This is a genomic window from Silanimonas sp. (genome assembly GCF_027531545.1).
Taxonomy (GTDB): domain Bacteria; phylum Pseudomonadota; class Gammaproteobacteria; order Xanthomonadales; family Xanthomonadaceae; genus Silanimonas.
The window spans coordinates 351,461-372,400 of the sequence record NZ_JAPZSC010000016.1; the positions used below are offsets into that span (position 1 = coordinate 351,461).

The 20,940-nt window shown below is 70.8% G+C and carries 18 protein-coding genes; 9 read left to right on the top strand and 9 right to left on the bottom strand.

The window, feature by feature from the left end:
- Positions 1-5: 5 nt before the first annotated feature.
- From rlmD to O9280_RS10680, 6 genes are read left to right on the top strand one after another with little or no spacing between them, the layout of a single operon-like run.
- Complete coding sequence (gene rlmD, locus O9280_RS10655) at positions 6-1,379, top strand: 23S rRNA (uracil(1939)-C(5))-methyltransferase RlmD (RefSeq protein WP_298342182.1); 1,374 nt, start codon at positions 6-8, stop codon at positions 1,377-1,379.
- On the top strand, positions 1,379-1,888 hold the full coding sequence (locus tag O9280_RS10660; protein WP_298342184.1) for a CYTH domain-containing protein: 510 nt from the start codon (positions 1,379-1,381) through the stop codon (positions 1,886-1,888). Before rlmD ends, O9280_RS10660 begins: the two co-directional genes overlap by 1 nt.
- Entirely contained in the window at positions 1,882-2,889 is a 1,008-nt protein-coding gene (gene nagZ / locus O9280_RS10665) for a beta-N-acetylhexosaminidase (RefSeq protein ID WP_298342186.1), read from the top strand. Before O9280_RS10660 ends, nagZ begins: the two co-directional genes overlap by 7 nt.
- A gap of 9 nt (positions 2,890-2,898) precedes the next feature.
- Positions 2,899-3,456: a hypoxanthine-guanine phosphoribosyltransferase gene (locus O9280_RS10670; protein ID WP_298342188.1), complete on the top strand. Its 558-nt coding sequence runs from the start codon at positions 2,899-2,901 to the stop codon at positions 3,454-3,456.
- Positions 3,453-4,199 carry an S-methyl-5'-thioinosine phosphorylase gene (locus O9280_RS10675; protein ID WP_298342190.1) on the top strand — a complete coding sequence of 249 codons (747 nt, stop codon included), beginning with the start codon at positions 3,453-3,455 and terminating at the stop codon, positions 4,197-4,199. Before O9280_RS10670 ends, O9280_RS10675 begins: the two co-directional genes overlap by 4 nt.
- Positions 4,200-4,224: 25 nt before the next feature.
- Positions 4,225-5,511, top strand: a complete 1,287-nt coding sequence (locus O9280_RS10680; protein ID WP_298342192.1) for an NAD(P)/FAD-dependent oxidoreductase — start codon at positions 4,225-4,227, stop codon at positions 5,509-5,511.
- Positions 5,512-5,528: 17 nt separating this feature from the next.
- On the opposite strand, the gene O9280_RS10685 is transcribed toward O9280_RS10680, so the two are convergent.
- From O9280_RS10685 to O9280_RS10710, 6 genes are read right to left on the bottom strand one after another with little or no spacing between them, the layout of a single operon-like run.
- A complete protein-coding gene (locus O9280_RS10685; RefSeq protein ID WP_298342195.1) occupies positions 5,529-6,581 on the bottom strand; it encodes a sensor domain-containing diguanylate cyclase in 1,053 nt (350 codons plus the stop codon).
- A gap of 11 nt (positions 6,582-6,592) precedes the next feature.
- The gene (locus O9280_RS10690; RefSeq protein ID WP_298342198.1) at positions 6,593-8,416 is read right to left on the bottom strand and encodes an ABC transporter transmembrane domain-containing protein; all 1,824 of its coding nucleotides are present in this window, start codon (positions 8,414-8,416) and stop codon (positions 6,593-6,595) included.
- Between the two features lie 32 nt (positions 8,417-8,448).
- Positions 8,449-9,003, bottom strand: a complete 555-nt coding sequence (locus O9280_RS10695; RefSeq protein ID WP_298342494.1) for a YigZ family protein — start codon at positions 9,001-9,003, stop codon at positions 8,449-8,451.
- 38 nt (positions 9,004-9,041) lie between these two features.
- Positions 9,042-9,950 (bottom strand): hypothetical protein, encoded by a 909-nt coding sequence (locus O9280_RS10700; protein WP_298342201.1) that lies wholly within the window; start codon positions 9,948-9,950, stop codon positions 9,042-9,044.
- Positions 9,947-10,540: an RNA polymerase sigma factor gene (locus tag O9280_RS10705; protein WP_298342204.1), complete on the bottom strand. Its 594-nt coding sequence runs from the start codon at positions 10,538-10,540 to the stop codon at positions 9,947-9,949. Before O9280_RS10705 ends, O9280_RS10700 begins: the two co-directional genes overlap by 4 nt.
- Before the next feature lie 25 nt (positions 10,541-10,565).
- Positions 10,566-12,374 (bottom strand): VWA domain-containing protein, encoded by a 1,809-nt coding sequence (locus O9280_RS10710; RefSeq protein ID WP_298342206.1) that lies wholly within the window; start codon positions 12,372-12,374, stop codon positions 10,566-10,568.
- An 88-nt stretch (positions 12,375-12,462) separates the two neighbouring features.
- Between O9280_RS10710 and O9280_RS10715 the strand changes: the two genes are divergently transcribed.
- On the top strand, positions 12,463-12,939 hold the full coding sequence (locus O9280_RS10715; protein WP_298342208.1) for a hypothetical protein: 477 nt from the start codon (positions 12,463-12,465) through the stop codon (positions 12,937-12,939).
- Positions 12,940-12,958: 19 nt separating this feature from the next.
- Here O9280_RS10715 and O9280_RS10720 read toward each other — a convergent pair whose 3' ends face one another.
- Together O9280_RS10720 and xseA are read right to left on the bottom strand one after the other, a co-directional pair.
- Positions 12,959-14,401, bottom strand: a complete 1,443-nt coding sequence (locus O9280_RS10720) for an aldehyde dehydrogenase family protein (RefSeq protein ID WP_298342211.1) — start codon at positions 14,399-14,401, stop codon at positions 12,959-12,961.
- A gap of 31 nt (positions 14,402-14,432) precedes the next feature.
- Positions 14,433-15,791 carry an exodeoxyribonuclease VII large subunit gene (xseA, locus tag O9280_RS10725; RefSeq protein WP_298342214.1) on the bottom strand — a complete coding sequence of 453 codons (1,359 nt, stop codon included), beginning with the start codon at positions 15,789-15,791 and terminating at the stop codon, positions 14,433-14,435.
- An 87-nt stretch (positions 15,792-15,878) separates the two neighbouring features.
- Between xseA and O9280_RS10730 the strand changes: the two genes are divergently transcribed.
- Together O9280_RS10730 and ispG are read left to right on the top strand one after the other, a co-directional pair.
- A complete protein-coding gene (locus O9280_RS10730; protein ID WP_298342217.1) occupies positions 15,879-17,510 on the top strand; it encodes a hypothetical protein in 1,632 nt (543 codons plus the stop codon).
- Positions 17,511-17,518: 8 nt separating this feature from the next.
- On the top strand, positions 17,519-18,742 hold the full coding sequence (gene ispG, locus O9280_RS10735; protein ID WP_298342221.1) for a flavodoxin-dependent (E)-4-hydroxy-3-methylbut-2-enyl-diphosphate synthase: 1,224 nt from the start codon (positions 17,519-17,521) through the stop codon (positions 18,740-18,742).
- Between the two features lie 51 nt (positions 18,743-18,793).
- Here the strand turns inward: ispG and O9280_RS10740 are convergent, their stop codons facing one another.
- A complete protein-coding gene (locus O9280_RS10740) occupies positions 18,794-20,833 on the bottom strand; it encodes a M13 family metallopeptidase (RefSeq protein WP_298342224.1) in 2,040 nt (679 codons plus the stop codon).
- Between the last annotated feature and the right edge of the window lie 107 nt (positions 20,834-20,940).

A 20,940-nucleotide genomic window follows, 5' to 3' on the forward strand; every position in this document is an offset into this window, starting at 1 on the left:
TTCCCGTGGCGCGACAGCGGCAACGACTGGACCCTGATTTCGAGATCGCCATCGACGGCCTGACCCATGACGGTCGGGGCGTCGGCCGCCGCGATGGCAAGGCGGTGTTCGTGGCTGGCGCGCTTCCCGGTGAGCGCGTGCGGGCGAAGCAGACGGCGAAGAACCGCCATTTCGACGAGGCAGCGGCGTTCGAGGTGCTCGAGGCCTCGGCCGATCGCGTGGCGCCGCGCTGCGCCCATTTCGGCACCTGCGGCGGCTGCGCGCTGCAGCACCTCGACGAGGCACGGCAGATCGAGGCCAAGAACCGCGTGCTCACCGAGAACATGGCGCGCATCGGCCACGTCGAGCCGCGCGAGTGGTTCACGCCGATCCGCGATGCCCAATGGGGCTACCGCCGCAAAGGGCGCTTCTCGGTGCGCTGGGTCGAGAAGAAGGCCAAGGCGCTGGTGGGCTTCCGCGAGCAGGACCCGCGCTTCGTCGCCGACCTGACCGAATGCCACACGGTGATCCCGGCCGTTGGCCAGCGCATCCCGGCGCTGTCGGCGCTGGTCGAGTCGCTTGAGGGTCGTCGCACGATCCCGCAGATCGAGTTCATCGCCGGAGACGGCGCGCTGGACGGCGGTGCGCCGCGCGAGAGCGGCGTGCTGGCGCTGGTGTTCCGCCATCTGGAGCCGCTGTCGGCAGGCGACCTGGAAAAACTGACGGACTTCGCCAAGCGCGAGGCGGTCGCGGTGTTCCTGCAGCCGGGCGGCATCGATACGGTCGCGCCGCTGTGGCCCGAGCACCTCGACCTGCACTTCGACCTCAGCGCCGACGACGTGGGCGCCGACGAGGGAGTGCGCCTGCAGTTCCGGCCGCTCGACTTCATCCAGGTCAATGCCGGCTTGAACCGGAAGATGATCGCGCGGGCCATCGACCTGCTGCAGCTCAAGCCCGGCGAGCGCGTGCTCGACCTGTTCTGCGGCCTGGGCAATTTCACGCTGCCGATCGCGCGGCGCGGCTTCGACGTCGTCGGCGTCGAGGGCGATGCCGGGCTGGTGGCGCGGGCGCGGCAGAACGCCGAGGCGAATGGCCTACCGAACGCGCGCTTCTTCGCCGCCGACCTCGCCAAGGACCTCTCGGGCGAGCCGTGGATGCGCGATGGCTTCGACAAGCTGCTGATCGACCCGCCGCGTGCCGGTGCTGCCGAAGTGCTGGCGCAGCTGCCGCTGAAGAACATTCCGCGCATCGTCTACGTGAGCTGCCATCCGGGCTCGCTGGCGCGCGATGCCGGCTTCCTCGTCAACGAGCGCGGTTACACCCTCCTCGGCGCCGGCGTGATGGACATGTTCCCGCACACCGCGCACGTCGAGTCGATCGCCGTGTTCGAGCGCCGCTGATGGGCATCGAGATCGAACGCAAGTTCCTCGTGGTGGGCGACGCGTGGCGTTCGCAAGCCTCGCGCCGCCAGCGCATGGCCCAGGGCTACCTCAACGACGCGGCATCGCTGCAGGCCGGTGCGCAGAAGGCGTCGGTGCGCGTGCGCATCGCCGGCGAGCAGGCTGCGCTGAACCTGAAGTCGCGTGAGCTCGGGGCCTCGCGGCAGGAGTTCGAGTACGCCATCCCGCTGGCCGATGCTGAAGCCTTGCTGGCGCTCTGCGTCGGCGGCGCCATCGACAAGACGCGGCACTACGTCACCGTCGGCGCCCATTTGTGGGAAGTCGACGAGTTCCACGGCGACAACGCCGGGCTCGTCGTGGCCGAGATCGAACTGGGCGAGGTCGACGAGGCGTTCGAGAAACCGTCATGGGCGGGTGCGGAAGTCACCGAGCACGCCCGCTACTACAACCTCGCGCTGTCGGCCCGGCCGTTTGCTGCGTGGACCGACGAGGAGAAACACGCGTGCTGATCTTCGGCATCGCCGGTACGGAACTCACCGCGCAGGAACGCGACTGGCTGCAGCATCCGCAAGCGGCCGGCGTGATCCTGTTCAAGCGCAACTTCGCCTCGCGCCAGCAGGTGACCGAACTCGCCGCCGCCATCCGCGAAGCGGCACCGCGTCCGCAGCTGCTCTGCGTCGACCAGGAAGGCGGCCGCGTGCAGCGCTTCATCGAGGGCTTCACCAAGCTGCCGGCGCTGGCGCCGTTCGGCCCGCTGCATGATCGCGACCCCGGCGCCGCCCTGCGCCTCGCGCACGAACACGCCTGGCTCATGGCGAGCGAGATCCGCGCCATCGGCCTCGACCTCAGCTTCGCGCCGGTGGTGGACCTCGGCCGCGGCAACCTCGCCATCGGCGACCGCGCCTTCCACGCCGATCCGCAGGTGGTCGCCGCGTTCACCCGCGCCTATGTGCAGGGCATGCACGCCGCCGGCATGGCCGCGACGCTGAAGCACTTCCCGGGGCATGGCTCGGTGCTGGAAGACACGCATTTCGATGAAGCCATCGACCCGCGTCCGCTCGACGTGCTGGAACGCGAGGACCTGGTGCCCTTCGCGGCCGGCATCGACGCCGGCGCCGAAGCGGTGATGCTCGCCCACGTCACGTATCCGGCCATCGCGCCGGAACCCGCCGGCTACTCGCCGTTCTGGTTGAAGGACGTGCTGCGCGATCGCATGGGCTTCCGCGGCGTCGCATTCTCCGACGACATCGGCATGGCCGCGGCGGAGTCCGCTGGCGGCATCAAGGCGCGCATCGACGCGCACCTCGATGCCGGTTGCGACGTGGTACTGGTCTGCGCCCCGGCGCTGGTCGAGGACAGCCTGAAGGCCTGCGATGGCCGAGGCCCGGCCAACACGGCCGCGCTCACCGGCCTGATGGGCCGTGGCGCGCTCGGCTGGCAGGGGCTGCTCGCCGATGCCCGCCGCCCCGCCATCCAGTCCGCGCTTGGCGCGTCCCCGTTCATCGCCTGAGACCTCCGAATGACCCGCCCCCTGCTGGCCGACGCCCTGCGCGATTCGCGCGTGATCCACGACCGCGCGGCCATCGACGCCGCCATCGCCCGCGTCGCCGCCGAGCTCCGCACGGTGTACGCCGATGTCGCCGAGCCGCCGCTGTTCCTGACCGTGATGAACGGCGGGATGCTGTTCGCCACCGGCCTCGCGCTGGAGGCCGGCCTCGATTTCGAGTTCGACTACCTGCACGCCACGCGCTACCGCGGCAAGACCACCGGCGAAACGCTGGTGTGGCTACACCGCCCGCAGACGCCGCTCAAGGGGCGCCGTGTGCTGGTCGTCGACGACATCCTCGACGAGGGCAACACGCTGGTCGGCATCACCCAGTGGTGCCGCGACCAGGGCGCCGCCGAGGTGCGCGTGGCTGTGCTTTGCCGCAAGGTCCACGACCGCTGCGCGCCGGATGCGAAGGCCGAGCACATCGGCCTCGAGGTGCCGGATTTCTACGTCTACGGCTACGGCATGGACTTCTACGAACAGGGGCGCAACCTGCCCGCCATCTACGCGTGGGAGCCGAAGGCATGAGCCGTGCGATCGACTTCGCCGTGATCGGCGGCACGGGCCTGTACAAGCTGGCGGAACTCGAAGGCGTCGAGACGCACACCGTCGACACGCCCTACGGCACGCCGTCAGCGCCGGTGCGCGTGGGTGGCTTCGGCCCGCACCGCATCGCCTTCATGGCCCGCCACGGCGAAGGCCATGCGATGCCGCCGCACCGCATCAACTACCGCGCCAACCTGTGGGCATTGAAATCCATCGGTGCGACCCGCGTCGTTGCCGTGAACTCGGTCGGCGGCATCACCGAAGCATGGGGCCCGCGCGTCATCGGCGTGCCCGACCAGATCATCGACTACACGCACGGCCGCACGGTGAGCCTGTGGGACGGCGAGGGCGAGGCCCTGCACGTCGACTTCGGCGACCCGTACACGCCGGCGCTGCGCCGGGCTCTCGTAGAGGCCGCAAAGGCCGCCGGTGTGCCGGTGGTCGATGGCGGTTGCTACGGCGCCACGCAGGGCCCGCGCCTCGAAACCAAGGCGGAGATCGAACGCCTGCGCCGCGACGGCTGCGACCTCGTCGGGATGACGGGCATGCCGGAAGCCGCGCTCGCGCGCGAACTCGGGCTCGACTACGCCTGCCTCGCCATCGTCGCGAACTGGGCCGCGGGTCGTGCGCCGACCGACGAGGTAATCACCCTCGAGGACGTGTTGGCGAACATGGCCGCGGCCACGGAGCCGCTGCCCGGATTGCTGCGGGCCTTGAAGGCCTGAGCCTCGATCGCGGCCCTCGACGCGCATGAGGCCTCTCGACATCGCCATCGTCGGCTACGGCACCGCCGGCCAGGCGCTGGCGGTGCTGCTCGCGCGCGACGGTCATCGCTTGCAGGTGTTCGAACAGGCCGAGGCCCCGCGACCGGTCGGCGCGGGCTTCCTGCTGCAACCCACCGGGCTGGGTGCGCTCTGGCAAATGGGTTTGCTCGAGGCGGTGATGGCGCATGGCCGGCGCATCGATCGGCTGTTCGGCGACACGCCGCATGGCGGCGGCCATCGCGCCGTGATGGACATGCGTTACGCCGGGCTCGACGCCCGACTGTTCGGCTGGGGTCTGCAGCGCGGCGCGCTGTTCGAAGCCCTGCGTGCCGCGTGGCCGGACCACGACCGCATCACCACCGGGACGCGGATCGAGCGCGCCGAGGACGACGGTACGCTGGTCGATGCCCGTGGCCAGCGCCACGGCCCCTTCGATTTAGTCATCGCTGCGGACGGTGCGCATTCCGCACTGCGGCAGGCGACGGCGGGCGTGGCTTCGATGGACGCCGTGTACCCGTGGGGCGCGCTGTGGTGCCTGTGCGAGGACCTCGGCTGGGCGCACCCGAACGAATTGCGACAGCGCTACCGACAGGCGCGCAAGATGGTTGGCGTGCTGCCGGTGGGCACGCGGCCCGGCGACACGCAGCCGATGTTGAGCTTCTTCTGGAGCCTGCCCCGCGATGCGTTCGAGGCCTGGGAGCGCGCGGGCTTGGATGCGTGGAAGGCGGAGCTCGCTGCGCTTTGGCCGGAGGCCGCTGATCTGGTGGCCGGCATCACCGAGGCCGGGGCACTGGCCCGTGCCACGTATCGCGACGTGGTGATGCGCGGCCCGTGGCACCAAGGCCGCCTCGTGTTCTGTGGCGATTCGGCCCACGCGATGAGCCCGCAGTTGGGGCAGGGCGTGAACATGGCCCTGCTCGACGCCCTCGCGCTGCGCGATGCGTTGCGGACGATGCCCGATGGCGCTGCCCTTGACGCGAGGACGCTCGACTCGGTGCTCCGCGACTTCGCGCAGGAGCGCCGCCGGCATGTCGCGATCTACCAGTTCTGGAGCCGCTGGCTGACGCCGGTCTTCCAAGGTGAGCAGGACACGATCGCCGCGCTTCGTGACGCGCTCTTCGTCCCGATGGGACGCCTGCCCGGTGGACGCGGCCAGATGCTGCGCGTGCTCACCGGCACGCAGCACGGTTGGCTGGGTCGATACGCGCTGCCCGCGGGTCTGCTCGAGGCACTGGCCCTTGCCGGTGGGTGCGGTCCCGAGAACCCGCCCTGACCGTGGGGCAGCCGCGCTCAGCGGCGATCGGTTTTTTCGGCATGCAGCGCGTGCTCGGCGTCGCGCATCACGCGATCGGCATTCAAGCCGGCGCGGTCGATGAGCGCCGCGCCGATGCACAACTCGATTCGCGGCATCGTTTCGTTGGTGAGGTTGTCGGCCAGCACGGCATCGATGATGCGCTCGGCAGCAACCGCCGCCTGCAGCTCGGGACTGGATAGGCGGTTGAGCAGGACCGCGAAGTCGTCATCGCCGAGGCGCGCCACGATGTCGTGGCCGCGGGTGCAGCGTCGAAGCACGTCGGCCACGCGCTGCAGCACGGTGTCGCCCACCGCGTGGCCATGCGCCTCGTTGATGCGGTGGAAGCGGTCGAGGTCGATGAACAGCACGGCGCTGTTCTGGCTGGGCGACCAGTGCGCGGCGCTGGTGCTCAGCGCCGTCTGGAAGGGTTCCAGCTTGAGCAGGCCGGTGAGCACGTCGAGGTCGCCATGGCGACGCTCGCCGGCTTCGCGGTGGCTGGTCTGCGAGAACGCGCCGGCGAGCAGGCGCTCCGGGTCTTCGGGGCGATCGGCGAGCAGCGTGCGCGCGACACTCGCGGCGATGATGCCCGCGCCGATCCGCAGCAGGTTCACTGCGGCGTCCGAGTAGCCGTGCGCGGTGCGCCAGCCGGCCATCAGCACGCCGGCCGGGGTGCCGGAGACATCGACGGGAACGGCGACGAGCGCCGCCGATTCGGTGCGCAGGCACAGGCTGCGATCGACGCGCGGGTCGGTCATCGTGTCCGGGGCCAGGGCCACGTTGCGGCTGAGCAGGGCCGAGCCGCCCAAGCTGCCGGTCACGCTACCGCGTGAACCGACGAGGGTGGCGAAACTGCCGACGGTGGCGGCATGCACGAGTTCGTCGCCCTCGCGCCGCTCGAAGGCCAGGCCGTCGGCGCCGCAGGCGTCCTTCAGTTCGGCCAGCAGGCGCGGCAGTACGTCGGCGGGGCGGCCGCGGAGTTCGGCGAGGGCGGCCATCGCGCCGAGGGCGCGGGCCAGTCGATCAGCGTCGGACAGGGAGGCGTCGAACATCGGGGCCACCGTCAAGGAAGTGGGCCAAGCGTAGTCGAAGCCGGGGCAGCGGGCGACGGCCCATGCCCGAACTGGAGCCGCGCCAGTTCGGCGTACAGCCCCCCCTTGGCTTGGAGCTCGGCGTGCGTGCCGATGTCGACGATGCGGCCGCCGTCCATCACCACGATGCGATCCGCCTTCAGCACGGTGGCCAGGCGATGGGCGATGACGAGGGTCGTGCGCCCGGCCATGAGGCGCTCCAGCGCCTGCTGGATCATGTGCTCGCTCTGCGCGTCGAGTGCGGAGGTGGCCTCGTCGAGCAGCAGCACCGGCGCGTCCTTCAGCAGGGCGCGGGCGATGGCGACGCGCTGCTGCTGGCCGCCCGAAATGCGTGCGCCGCGCTCTCCCAGTTCACTCTCGTAGCCCTGTGGCAGCGCACGGATGAAGTCGTCGGCCTCGGCAAGGCGCGCGGCGTGCGCGATGTCCTCGTCGGTGGCGTCGAGACGGCCGTAACGGATGTTCTCGGCCGCACTCGCGGCGAAGATCATCGGGTCCTGCGGTACCAGGGCGATGCTGCCGCGCAGCGCCTGCGGGTCGAGGGCGCGCAGGTCGATGCCGTCCAGCGTGATGCGTCCCTGCTGCGGGTCGTGGAAACGCAGCAGCAGCTGCAGCACGGTGCTCTTGCCGGCGCCCGAGGGGCCGACGAGGGCGACGGTTTCGCCGGGGCGCACTTCGAGGTCGAGACCGTCGAGCGCGGCGTCGTCGGGACGCGTGGGGTAGTGGAAACGCACGCCCTCGAAACGGATCGCGCCGCGCACGGGCACCGGCAAGGAAGCCGGGACGGCCGGCGCGGTGATCTTCGACTCCTCGGCGAGCAGGTCGGCGATGCGCTGCATGCCGCCGCCCGCGCGCTGCACTTCGGCCCAGACCTCGGTGAGGGCACCGACCGAGCCGGCGCCGATCAGCGCGTAGAGCATGAACTGGCCGAGCGTGCCGGCGCTCATGCTGCCAGCGATGACGGCCTGCGCACCGCTCCACAGCACCAGCACGATGGCGCCGAAGAACAGCACGATCGCCGTGGCGGTCAGCAGGGCCTGCAGGCGCACGCGCTTCGCCGCCGCGTCGAGCGTCGCGTGCAGCGCATCGCCGAAGCGCTGTCGCTCGTAGGCTTCGCGGGCGTAGCTCTGCACCGTATGCATCGCGCCGAGGGTCTCGCCGGCGCGGGTATTGGCTTCGGCCACGCGGTTCTGCGAGGTTTCGCTGGCCTTGCGCACGCGCCGGCCGCCCAGAGCGATCGGCAGCACCGCCAGTGGGATGCCGACCACCGCGAGTCCCGCCAGTTTCGGGCTGGTGACGACCAGCATCGCCAAGCTGCCCAGCACGGTGACGACGCTGCGCAGCGCGACCGACATGCTCGAGCCGACGACGCTGCGCAGCAGCTCGGTGTCGGCGGAGAGGCGCGACACCAGTTCGGCCGAACGCGAGCGGTCGTAGAACGCCTGGTCGAGCGAGAGGAAGTGCCCGTAAAGCTTGGCGCGCAGGTCGACCACGACGCGCTCGCCGAGGATCGACACGAAGTAGAAGCGCAACGCCGTCGCGAGAGCGAGCAGCACCGCCACGCCGAACATCAGCAGGAACCAGCGGTCAATGTCGCCGCCTGCGCTGAAGCCCTGGTCGATCATGTGCTTCACGGCGACGGGCAGCGACAGCGTGGCCGCCGACGACAGGGCAAGCGCACCGAGCCACGCCGCGAGCAGGCGCTTGTGCGGCGACAGGAAGGGCAGCAGGCCGCGCAGCGAATTGACGCTCTGGCGCGGGCTGGGCTTGGGCGTGGGGGACGGTGCGGGATCGCTCATGCCGCCATTGTCGCATTGCCCCGGGTGGGGGCTCAGCGTTCGCGGAAGATCCGCGACAGCCCGCGGGTGGCGTCGCGCAGGCGCTCCTCGAAGGCCTCGACGGCATCGGCGGGCAGATCGCACGCGACCCGCAGGCCCTCGGCGTCGAAGCGCTCCTCGCCCTTCACGGCGCCGAAGGCCGCCAGCGCGGCATGCAGGGCCTGCACGTGGCCGAATCCGACCTGCACGACGAGCGGTTCCCAGTGGACGATCGGCCGCCGGGCAGCGGTGCGAAGGGCCTCGGCCGCCGCGCCGCCGTAGGCGCGAACGAGCCCGCCGGCCCCGAGCTTGATGCCGCCGAACCAGCGCGTCACGACGACCGCGACGCCATCGAGCCCTTGCCCGTCGATGGCGGCGAGGATGGGCTTCCCCGCGGTTCCGGAGGGCTCGCCGTCATCGCTGAAGCGGTAGGCGGCGCCGATGCGGTAGGCCCAGCAGTTGTGCGTGGCGTCAGGGACGGAAACGCGTTCGATGAATGCGAGGGCGGCCTGCGGGGAATCGACGGGCTCGGCGCGGGCGAGGTGCCGGCTCTTCTTCACCTCGAGCATCGCCTCGGCCGGAGCGGCCAGCGTTTCGCGGGGCGCGCTCACCCGTCGTCGCGGGAAAGGCCGTCCACGCCTGCGGTCTTCCCGAAATCGATCAGGTCCTGCGGCAGCGGTTTGCGCGGATAGCGTTCCATGAAGCCTTCGAGGCTCTGTCGCGCGCCTAAGGTGTCGCCGCGATCGATGCGCTCGCGGATGCGCTGGATCCACGTCTGCGGACCCGCACTGCTGTCTTCCGTCACCACGGTGGCGGCCTGCACATCACGCACGCGCGAGCCGAACACGCTGATGCTCTCGAGGGCGGCGGGTTCGGGCGCCATGCGCATCGTCGCCTGCTCGCGGGCACGCTCGGCTTCGGCCCGGGGTTCGGCGACGGCTTCCGGTGCGGCGGCGGCCGGTGCCGCTGGCGCGGGTGGCGCCGGAGGTGCAGCAGGTGCCGGTGGCGGCGCGGCGGGCGCGCTGGCCACAGCCGCTTGCGGGGTGGGCGCTTCCATCGGTGGAGGAGGCGGTGGCGGCGGCGGGGGGGCGAGCGCACGCGCTGGCGTCGCCGGCACGCCGATCTCGACGCTGATGTGCTCTTCCGGTGCGGGCGGCAGCGGCGCGGCGGGCTGCACGTCGGCCTCGGCATTCGCCGCGCTCGGCGCCACGTCCTCGCGCAGTTCGGTGCCGACGAGGTCGAAGGATTCGGTGCCGAAACCGCCCATGCGCCACACGAGGCCGGCGGCGAACACGCAGCTCGCGGCCACGCCGAAGCCCCAGGCGATGCGCGGTGCGCGACGCGCGCGCGGCTGCGCCTCGTCCTTCTGCAAGGGCGTGGTGACCACGGCATCGCGGGCCATCGCGAGGATCCGCGCATCGAGGGCCGACGGCGGTTCGCCGGCCGGCAGGGCGCGCAGCACGCGCGCGAGCTCGCGCTCGTCGGCGTCCAGCGGGTCGTGGCGGTCGGTGCTCATCGGTTCGATCCTGTCGCGGCTTGCGCTTCGGGGCCATCACGCTGGCCGCCAAGGCGGGCTCTCAGTTTGTCCATCGCATAGCGCAGCCGCGACTTCACGGTCTCGCGGCCGGCGCCGGTGATCTCGCCGATCGCCTCCAGCGAGAGCTCCTGCTCCAGCCGCAGCACCACGACTTCGCGCTGGTCGGGCGGCAGCGATTCGAGCGCGCGCTGCAGGCGGCGGCGCTCCTCGAAGACGGAGAGCGTGTGCTCGGGCGTTTCCGGATCGGCCTCGCGCTCCAGCCGCGCCATGTCGTCCTCGCTGGCCATTGCGCGGTGCGTCGCCGCGCGCCAATGGTCCGTCAGCCGGTTCGTCGCGATCTGGTAGAGCCAGGTGCTGAACTGCGCCTCCGGCCGGTAGCGGTCGCGCGCGGTGACCACCTTCTGCCAAACGTCCTGGAAGAGCTCCTCCGCCGCGGCCTGCACGCGCACCTGGCGGAGGATGAATCGGAACAGCGGGCCGCGGTGGCGCGCGTACAGCGGCTCGAAGGCCTCGGCCTCGCCGGCCGCATAGGCCAGCATCAAGGCTTCGTCGCTGCGCTCGGCATCCATGCGCGGGAGCGTAGGCGAATTCGCGTCATTCGGACACCGCCAGAGCGGGCGGTTCGCCCTCGGGCAGCGTCTCGCCATCGAGAGCCGCGGCCTGACGCACCATCCGACGCAGTTCGTCGCGGCTGGCGGCATCGCGCGCTTCGGGCGCGGCAGCGAAGGCGGCATCGACCCAGCGAGCCACCTCCGTCCAACCCGCACCGCCCAGTGCTTCACCACCGCGCAGGCGCTCGCCGTAGGCCGTCACCGCGGCGGCCCACTGCAGAGCGGGCGATGCAATGGTGGCGATGTCGGCGCGGCGGACCGGCCGCTCCATCAGTCGGCTCGCGCCGCCTTCCGGCGCCTTGTAGCGCAGGCGCACGGTGGCCAGCTCGCCCGCGGTACCGGTGGCAGGCGTGCGTGCTCCGGCCGCGTACTTCAGCGGCGCGTTCCATTCGCCGCCACTGCCCACCAGCGCGATCTCGTACAGGGCGGTCACGTCGTGGCCTGCGCCGATTTCGCCGGCATCGACGGCGTCGTTGGCGAAGTCCTCGCGCTTCAGTTGGCGGTTCTCGTAGCCGACGAGGCGGTTCTCGGCGACCTGCGCCGGATTGAACTCGACCTGGATCTTCACGTCCTTCGCCACGGTGAGCAGCGTGCCGGCCATCTCGTCGCGCAGCACCTTGCGCGCCTCGCGTGGGCTGTCGATGTAGGCGTGGTTGCCATCGCCGATGTTCGCGAGCTGTTCGGCCATCGCGTCGTTGTAGTTGCCTTGGCCGAAGCCGAGCGTCGAGAGGGCGATGCCGTGCTTGCGCTGCTCGGCGACGAAGGCCTCGAGCGTCGACTGGTCGGTGGTGCCGACATTGAAGTCGCCGTCGGTGGCCAGGACGATGCGGTTCACGCCGCCGTCGATCTTCGCCTCCCGGGCGATGCGGTAGGCGAGTTCGATGCCGGCGCCGCCGTTGGTGGAACCGCCGGCTTCGAGGCGATCCAAGGCTTCAAGGATGGTGCCGCGTTCGGCACCCGAGGTCGGCGGCAGAACGAGCCCGGCGCTGCCGGCGTAGACCACGAGAGCGATGCGGTCCTGCGGGCGCATCTGCAGCACCAGTTCGCGCAGGGCCTGCTTCACCAGCGGCAGCTTGTCCGCCTCCTGCATCGAGCCGCTGGTGTCGACGAGGAAGACGAGATTGCTCGGCGGCAGCTGGGAGGCGGGAACCTCGTAGGCCTTCAATGCGACACGCAACAGCAGGCGACGGGCATTCCACGGCGCGGGGGCGAGTTCGGTGCGCACGGCGAAGGGTTGCGCGCGCGAGGCGGGTGCTTCGTCGGCGTAGTCGAAATAGTTGAGCAGTTCCTCGACGCGCACTGCGTCGGCGGGCGGACGCTGGCCCCAGCCGATCATCCGCCGCAGGTTGCTGTAGCTTCCGGTATCGACGTCGATGCTGAAGGTGGACACCGGCTGCTCGGCAACGCGCTGCACCGGGTTCGGCGGCACATCGGCACAACGCTCGGCGTTGGGCTCGGGAAGCGCGGCGAAACCCGCGGGCGGTGCGGCCACGGACGGCGCGGCGAAGGCCAGCGGGGCCGAAGGCGCAGGCGGTGCGGGGGGCGGGGCGGGCGCGTAGGCGATGTCGGCAACGGCGCCCGCCTCGGCGCTGCGTACTCGGGTGCCGGTGACGACCACCGATTCGAGCCGGCGGGACTCCTGTTCGCGGCTGCGCTCTTGCGGGACGGCCGGTTCCTCGGGCGGCGGAGGTGCGCTGCCGGCGACGTCGCTCGAGGATTGGCAGCCTGCCAAGGCCAGCAGCACGGCGGTGGCGAGCAGGGTGGGGACGAGACGGGCGGGACGGGTCGACATGGCGGGGCTCCGGGGTGGGTGAAGGCTTCAACGCCCCAGCTGGCGAAATGGGGTTGAAGCCACCCACGCTCCGGCGCAGGCTCGCCGCATGCGCTTCCGTCTCGCCCTACTGCCGCTCTGTTTCGTCCTCATCGCCGCGTCCGGGCTCGACGCCCGGTCGTCGGAATGCGGCTTCATCAAGGACCCGGATCGCCGCGCGGCCTGCCGTGCCGAGGCGGGCGGCGAGGGCAGCGAGTGCGGCTTCATCCGCGATGCCGACCAGCGGGCCTACTGCCGAGCCAAGCAGGAAGGCAGCGAATCCCAGTGCGGCTTCATCGGCGATGCCGATCTCCGTGCCCGGTGCCGCGCGGAGACCGGCGGCGGCCAGAGCCAGTGCGGCTTCATCCGCGATGCCGACCAGCGCGCGTTCTGCCGCGCCACCACGGATGGTGAATCGAGCCAGTGCGGCTTCATCCGCGACGATGACCTGCGTGCCCACTGCCGCGCGCGCACCGGCGGCGGGGAATCGCAGTGCGGGTTCATCCGTGATCCGGACCGCCGGGCGGCGTGCCGGGCTGGCGGCTGAGCGCCTCAGCCGCGGGCGTTCAGCGCGCCGGGTCGCCCGTCCACACCATCAGGCGCAGCTCGCTGAAGTCATCGATGGCCCATGCCGGCCCTTCGCGGCCCAGGCCGCTGTCCTTGACCCCGCCGTAGGGCATGCGGTCGACGCGCACGGTGGGCACGTCGCCGATCACCACGCCGCCGACGTCGAGCGCGTCCCACGCGCGCATCGCGTGGTCCATGCGCGCGGTGAACACGCCGCACTGCAGGCCGAAGCGGCTGTCGTTGGCGCGTTCGATGGCCTGCGCGAAGTCCTTCGCGGCCTCCACCATCAGCACCGGTCCGAAGGCTTCGTCGCGATAGAGCGGATGGTCGCGGGGAACGTTTTCCAGCAGCGTCGGGCCGAGGAAGGCGGGGTGTGCCTCGTCGCGCGTGCCGCGCACGAGGGCTGTCGCTCCCAAGGCCATGGCGCTGGTGATGGATGAGTCGAGACGATGCGCGGCAGCGGCGCTGATCATCGGGCCGACGATGGTACGCGGATCGCGGGGATCGCCTTGGGGTAGGGCGCGCAAGGCGTCGACGAGCTTGTCGCGCAAGGCGGGCCACACCTCGCGGTGCACGATCAGGCGCTGCACGCTGATGCAGCTCTGCCCGGCCTGCCCGCAGGCCCCGGCGACGATGCGCGCCGCCACGTGGTCGAGGGGGGCGCCGGGGTCGGCATCGACGATGCAGGCCGCGTTGCCACCGAGCTCCAGCACCACGCGCTTCTTGCCGGCGCGGGCCTTCAGCTCCCAGCCGATCAGTCCCCCGGTGAAGCTGAGCACGGCGATGCGTTCGTCCTCGACGAGCGGCGCGGCGTGTGCGTTGGTGCAGGGCAGGATCGAGAACGCGCCTTCGGGCAAATCGCATTCCGCCAGCCACTCGCCGAGCGCGAGCGCCGACAGCGGTGTGGCCGGTGCGGGCTTGAGAAGCACAGGACAGCCGGCGGCGAGGGCCGGGGCCAGCTTTTGCACCACGAGATTGAGCGGGAAGTTGAAGGGCGTGACGAGGCTGGCCACGCCGGCCGGCACGCGCCGCGTGAGGCCGCGCCAGCCGCGGGTGGCGGCATCGCGGTCGAGATCGAGGGTCTGGCCATCGAGCCGGCCTGCCTCCGCGGCGGCCTCGCGAAGCGTCGCCTGCGCCCGCGCCACTTCAGCGCGCGCGGCGGTGATCGGCTTGCCGCCCTCAGCGCGGATCGTCTGGGCCAAGGCCTCGGCGTTCTCCGCGATGCGCTGACGCAGGTGGTCCAAGGCGTCGCGTCGGCGCCAGCCGGGCAGGGCGGCCATCGCCGGCCGTGCGGCGTGGGCTGCAGTGATCGCCCGTTCGATCTCGTCGGGGCCGGCCTGCGCGACCTCGACGATCGTCTCGCCGGTCCAGACATCGCGCAGCGCCAGTGGCGTACCCGCGTGCACTGCCCGGTTCGCCAGCCACAAGGGAATGGCCGTCATGCGCGCGCTCCGTGGGTGCAGCGAGCGTCGTTCACGGCGCGTCCCCGTCGTTCGATTCGACGCGCAGGCGCAATCCGCCCTCGGCGAGCCGTGCATGCAACGTGTCGCCTGCAGTCACCTCACCGGCGCGGCGCACGGCATGGCCGTCCTCGCGCTGCAGGATGGCGTAGCCGCGGCCCAGCGTGCCGAGCGGGCTGACGGCGTGCAGCCCGCGGCCCAGTTCGCGAAGCAGGCCCAGCCGCGCCTGCAGTCCGCGCCGCAGCGCGGTGTCCTGCCGCGCGCCGAGCAGGGCGAGGCGCTGGCGGAATCTCTGCAGTCGAAGCGCAGGGGCCTGCTGCTCGAGCCGCTTCGAGATCGTCGCCAGCCCGCTGCGCTCCCGCGCCAGCCGTCCGGCAAGGGCCGCCGCGAGGCGCACGCGCAGCGATTCCGCGCGATCCCGACCGCGATCGAGCCGGCGCTGCGGGCGCTCGGCTTGCAGGCGCAGTCCGGCGTGGTCAGCGCGCTGGCGGGCGCGATCCAAGGCCTGCGACATCCGGCGCTGCAGCCGCGACTGCAGATGCTCGACGCGGGCCAGCATCTCGCCACGGTCCGGCACCAGCAGTTCGGCCGCCGCGGAGGGCGTGGGGGCGCGCAGGTCGGCGACGAAGTCCGCCAGCGTGAAATCGACCTCGTGGCCCACGGCCGACACCACTGGCACCGGCGATTCGGCGATGGCACGTACCAGCGCTTCGTCGTTGAAGCACCACAGGTCCTCGAGGGAGCCGCCGCCGCGTGCCAACAGCAGCACGTCGTGGCGCCTCGCGGCAAAGGCAGCGCGCAGGGTCTGGATGATCGCCGGCGCGGCGGTGGCGCCCTGCACGGGCACCGGCAGCAGTTCGACCTCGAGCGTCGGCCAGCGCCGCGACAGCACGCTCTGGATGTCGCGGATCACCGCGCCACTGGGCGACGTGAGGATGCCCAGCCGGCGCACGAAGCGCGGCAGCGGGCGCTTGCGGCCCACCGCGAACAGGCCTTCGGCCTCCAGCTTCGCCTTCAGGGCCTCGAACGCCCGACGCAGCGCGCCTTCGCCGGCCTCTTCCATGTGCTCCAGCACCAGCTGGTAGTCGCCACGGGGCTCGTAGAGCGTGAGCTTGGCGCGGACCAGCACCTGCATGCCGTCGCGCGGCTGGAAGCGCAGGTACTGCGCCTTCATCTTGAACATCGCGCAGCGCACCTGCGCACGCTCGTCCTTCAGCGTGAAGTACAGGTGTCCGGAGGCCGGCCGCGCGACGCCGGAGAGCTCGCCCTCCACCCAGATGGACGGGAAGCTGCCTTCCAGCAGGTCGCGAGCGAGGGTGTTGAGCTGGTGCGGACGCAGCGTGGGGCGGCCTGCCGGGCCGATGGCGCTCACGATGCAGCCCTGCCGGCCTTGCGCCGTGCCATGCGGCGGCCGCGGGCGCGACGGTACACTGGGGGCCTTGGACGGAGGCGATGGCGCATGGGCGAAGTGTATCGACGTTTGGGTGAAACCCTGCCGCCGGGCCTGCGCGCGGAGCTGCCGTTCGGCCCCGACGCGAAGCGCGCCGCCGGCTGGATCGAGACCCTGCCGCGCGCCGACGTGGCCGCCACGCGCCGCGCCCTGCTCCGTGCGTTGGAAGCCTTGTCGTCGACGCACGCGCTGAAGGGCGCCACGCGCCGCGAGATCGCCGAAGTGCTTCGTCCGGCGATCATCGACAACGCGCTCTCCACGCAGCGCCTGTTTGCTGGAAAGCCGCTGCCGCTGGCTGGCGACCTCGCAGGCCTTCCCGGCGAGCTCGAGCAACTGCACCTTCGCCTTGCCCATGCCTACCGGATGGCCGCCGCCGACCAGTGCGCGCCGTCCGGCAGCTTGCCGTGGCTGCGCGGCGGTCAGGTCGCCGAGGCCGCGCAGCGGGCCACCTACCACTACGGCGAGGCCCTGCTGGTGGCCTGGCGCGTCTATGCCGATCTGCCCGTCGACGCTTGGCGCGGCCTTCACCGCACGTACCGGTTTGCGGTCGAGCGCGAGCTCGAACGCCGCCCGTCCTCCGATCCGCTGGTTTCCGGGCTGCCGACCATCCATCAGCGCTATGTCGAGCTGCTGCTGATGCATGTGGTGAATCCGCGGGCCTTCTCGCAGCCCGAGCAGGAGCGCGTGTGGGCGATGTGCGAAGCCTTCGCCGCCCGCACCCCGTTGCGCGACACCCCGTCGGCCACCGCGGTGGGCGTGGCCGACGATGCCGACGAGGGCCCCGGCGGCAAGGCGCCGCCGCGCCAGCACCTCGACCTCGTGGGGTTCGCGGCGGCCGTCGAAGCCGCCCTTGCGGCCAGCGATGGCGAGAGCGCGACCGTGATGCCCGAGCACGGCGTGCCGGTGAAGATGAGCGCTGATGGCCTGCGCAAGCTGCGCCGCGCGTTCTCGCACGCGGCGGCGCGGCAGTTCACCCGGCTCGACGCCGGCCACACCGTGGAGACGGTGTTCGGCCTGTCGGGCCTGCACTACCAGGCTAGCGGCGAGCGTGATTTCGACGCGTTCGCGAGGCAGGTGCTCGGCGACGCGTTGACGGAGACCGCGCGGGCCTCGTGGTCGGCGGGCGGCGCGGAGGTCTCCGCGCGTTCGGCGCGTATTCCTGCCCTGGTCGTCGACCAGAGCCTCGGCGGCTACCGCATGCGTTGGGCCCAGGACAACCATCTACGCCTGCGCGTCGGCGAGGTCGTGGGCATCCATGTCGGCGACCAGGAAGACCCGTCCGACTGGATGCTCGGCATCCTTCGCTGGCTGCGCTACGAGGCCGATGGGCAAGTGATGGCTGGCGTCGAGCTGCTCTCGCGCGCCGCCGGGGCCGTCGCGTTGATGGGCACCGGTGCCGCGAACCGCGCGCCGCTCCGTGCGCTGGAATTGCGTCCTCCCTACGGTGGCGGCGATTGGCTGTACCTCGCCGCCCAGCGCCTGCCGCAGGGCGAGGCCCTGCGCATCGGTCGCGAACAGGAGCCGGTGGACCAACTGCTCGACCGCCGCCCCGAAGACCGCCTGAGCGACCCTCGTCTCGTCCAGATCCTGGGCGACTATTTCCTCTACCGCTACGCCCCGGCAAACGCGGCGCATTCCTGAGTGATCCGATGAGTTCTGCCGTTCCTTCGCCGCGTCGCCGTTCCATTCCCGTCCGTGTCGGCAAGGTGGTCGTGGGTGGCGACGCCCCGGTCGTCGTGCAGTCGATGACCAACACCGACACCGCCGACATCAAGGGCACCACCCAGCAGATCGCCGAGCTCTGGCGGGCGGGCTCCGAGAAGGTGCGCATCACCGTCAACAACGAGGAATCGGCCGCCGCCGTGCCGCATATCCGCGACCGGCTGGCGATGATGGGCATCGACGTGCCGATCATCGGTGACTTCCACTACAACGGGCACACCCTGCTCGAAGCGCATCCCGCCTGCGCCGAGGCGCTGGCGAAGTACCGCATCAACCCGGGCAACGTCGGCTTCGGCAAGAAGAAGGACACGCAGTTCGCGTCGATCATCGAAAAGGCGCTGCAGTACGACAAACCCGTGCGTATCGGCGCCAATTGGGGCTCGCTCGACCAGAACCTCGCCGCCGTGTTGATGGACGAGAACGCCAAGCGCGCCGAGCCTTGGGACGCCGCCCGCGTGCTGCGCGAGGCGCTGGTGCGTTCGGCGCTGGATTCCGCCGAGCGCGCCGTCGAACTCGGCCTGCCGAAGGACCGCATCATCCTCTCGGCCAAGGTCAGCGGTGTGCAGGAACTGATCGCCGTCTACCGCGACCTCGCGGCGCGCTGCGAGTACCCGCTGCATCTGGGCCTGACGGAAGCGGGTATGGGCAGCAAGGGCATCGTCGCCAGTACGGCGGCCTTGGCCGTGCTGTTGCAGGAAGGCATTGGCGACACCATCCGCATCTCGCTCACGCCCGAGCCGGGTCAGTCGCGCACCAACGAGGTCATCGTCGCGCAGCAGCTGCTGCAGACCATGGGCCTGCGCGCGTTCACGCCGATGGTCACTGCTTGCCCGGGCTGCGGCCGCACCACCAGCACCTTCTTCCAGGAGTTGGCGAAGACGGTCGAAGAGCACGTGCGCGAGAACATGCCGGTGTGGAAGCTGAAGCACCCCGGCGTCGAGAACCTCACGCTCGCGGTGATGGGCTGCGTGGTGAACGGCCCCGGCGAATCGCGCCACGCCAACATCGGCATCTCGCTGCCCGGCACCGGCGAGGCGCCGAGCGCCCCGGTGTTCATCGATGGCGAGAAGGCGATGACGCTGAAGGGCGAGAACATCGCCCGCGAGTTCGTCGGGATCATCGACGACTACGTGGCGAAGAACTACGGGTAAAGAAAAACGGCCACCTTGCGGCGGCCGTTCTCGTTCACGCGCGGCGGCGGATCACCAGATCCGCACGCGCTCTTCGGGCTTCACGTAAAGCGCGTCGTCCGGCTGCACGTTGAAGGCCTTGTACCACTCGTCGAGGTTCCGCAGCGGCCCGTTGATGCGGTACTGCGGCGGCGAGTGCGGTCCGACGCGGACCTGGTTGATCATCGCCTCGTCGCGGTGCTTCGACTTCCAGATCTGCGCCCAGGCGAGGAAGAAGCGCTGGTCGCCGGTCAGGCCGTCGAGCACCGGGGCCGGCTGGCCGTTCAGGCTCATCTGGTAGGCCGTATAGGCCATCGACAGGCCACCGAGGTCGCCGATGTTCTCGCCCAGCGCCAGCTGGCCGTTCACGCAGTGGCCTTCCAGCGGGCAGAACTGGTTGTACTGCGCCACCAGCGCCTGGGTGCGGGCCTCGAAGCGCGCGCGGTCCTCGTCCGTCCACCAGTTGCGCTGGATGCCCTGCCAGTCCGACTTCGAGCCCTGGTCGTCGAAGCCGTGGCCCATCTCGTGGCCGATCACGCCGCCGATGGCGCCGTAGTTCACCGCCGGGTCGGCGTTCACGTCGAAGAAGGGCGGCTGCAGGATGGCCGCCGGGAACACGATCTCGTTGAAGGTCGCGTTGTAGTAGGCGTTGACCGTGTGCGGGGTCATGAACCACTCGTCGCGGTCCGGCACGGTGCCGAGGCGGCGGTTCTGGTCGTTGGTGTAGTACTGGCGGAGGGCCAGCACGTTCGCCATGAAGTCGTCCGGCACGATGGTGACGGCCGAGTAGTCACGCCACTTCGTCGGGTAGCCGATCTTCGGTCGGAAGCTCTCGAGCTTCTTGTAGGCCTCTTCCTTCGTGGCGGCGCCCATCCAGTCGAGGTTGTCGATGTTCTGGCGAAGCGCCTTGCGCAGGTTCTCCACCAGCTCGTCCATCGCCGCCTTGGCTTCCGGCTTGAAGTGGCGGGCGACGTACACCTTGCCCACCGCGTCGCCGAGGCCCTGGCCGCCACCCACGAGCGCGACGCCGCGCTTCCAGGGCTCGCGCTGGGTCTTCTGGCCCGAAAGCATGGTGCCGTTGAACGCGAACGCGGCCTCGTCGATTTCGGTCGAGAGCAGCGGCGCGTGGTTGTCGACGGTGTGGAACGTGAGGTAATCGCGCCAGACGTTGATCGGCGTCTTGCCGACGATCTCGAGGATCGGGCCGACGGCGCTCGGAGTGGTGACGTTCACCTCGGCCGGGATCGCGATGCCCTGCGACGTGAAGTGCGCCGTCCAGTCGTAGGACGGGAACTGCGCCTTCAGGTCCTCGAACGAGGTGAGGTTGTAGGTCTTGTCGCGGTCACGCAGCTGGGCACGGTCCCAGTGGTTCTTCGCGATCTCGGTTTCGAGCGCGAGGATGGCCTCCGCGCGCGGCTTCGCGTCGGTGATGCCGGCGAAGCCGAGCATCTTCTCGATGTGGGCGAGGTAGGCCGTGCGGATCTGCACGAAGCGCGGGTCGGGGTTCAGGTAGAAGTCCTTGTCCGGCAGGCCGAGCCCACCGACGCCGACGCCGACGAGGTAGCGGTTCGGGTCCTTGCGGTCGAGGCCGACGCCGCCGCCCACCGGGGCGTTGCTGCCGTCCATGCCGGCGCGGCCGAAGGCGGCCGTCAGCGCGGCGACCGAATCGATCTTGGCGATGCCGTCGAGGATCGGCTGGATGGGCGTGATGCCGGCGGCTTCGCGCGCGGCGGTGTTCATGTAGCTGGCGTAGAGGTCGCGGACCTTCTGCTCGTCGCTGCCCGGGGCGAGGTCGGTGCGGGCCTGAAGTTCCTCGATGATCGCCTTGACCTGCAGTTCGGCCTGGTCGCTCAGGGTGTTGAACGAGCCGTAGCGGGTCTCGTAGTCCTTGAGCTGGTAGTTGTCGAACCAGGTGCCGTTGGCGTGGCGGTTGAAGTCGTCGCCCGGCTGCACGGTGTTGTCGCGGTTCGACAGGTCGATGCCGAAGCTGCCGAGCTTGGGCGCCTCGGCGGCGAAGGCCGACGGCGCGGCGAAGGCGAGCGCGAGGCTCAGCGAGAGAAGTGTCTTCTTCATGGGTTCCCCGGGTCTGTTGCTGGATAACACGGCGTGTCGGCGCCAGCGCGGCGGCCAGCTTTCGAGCGTAACCGGGCGGGCGGCACCGGCATGTGCCGAAGGTCGGG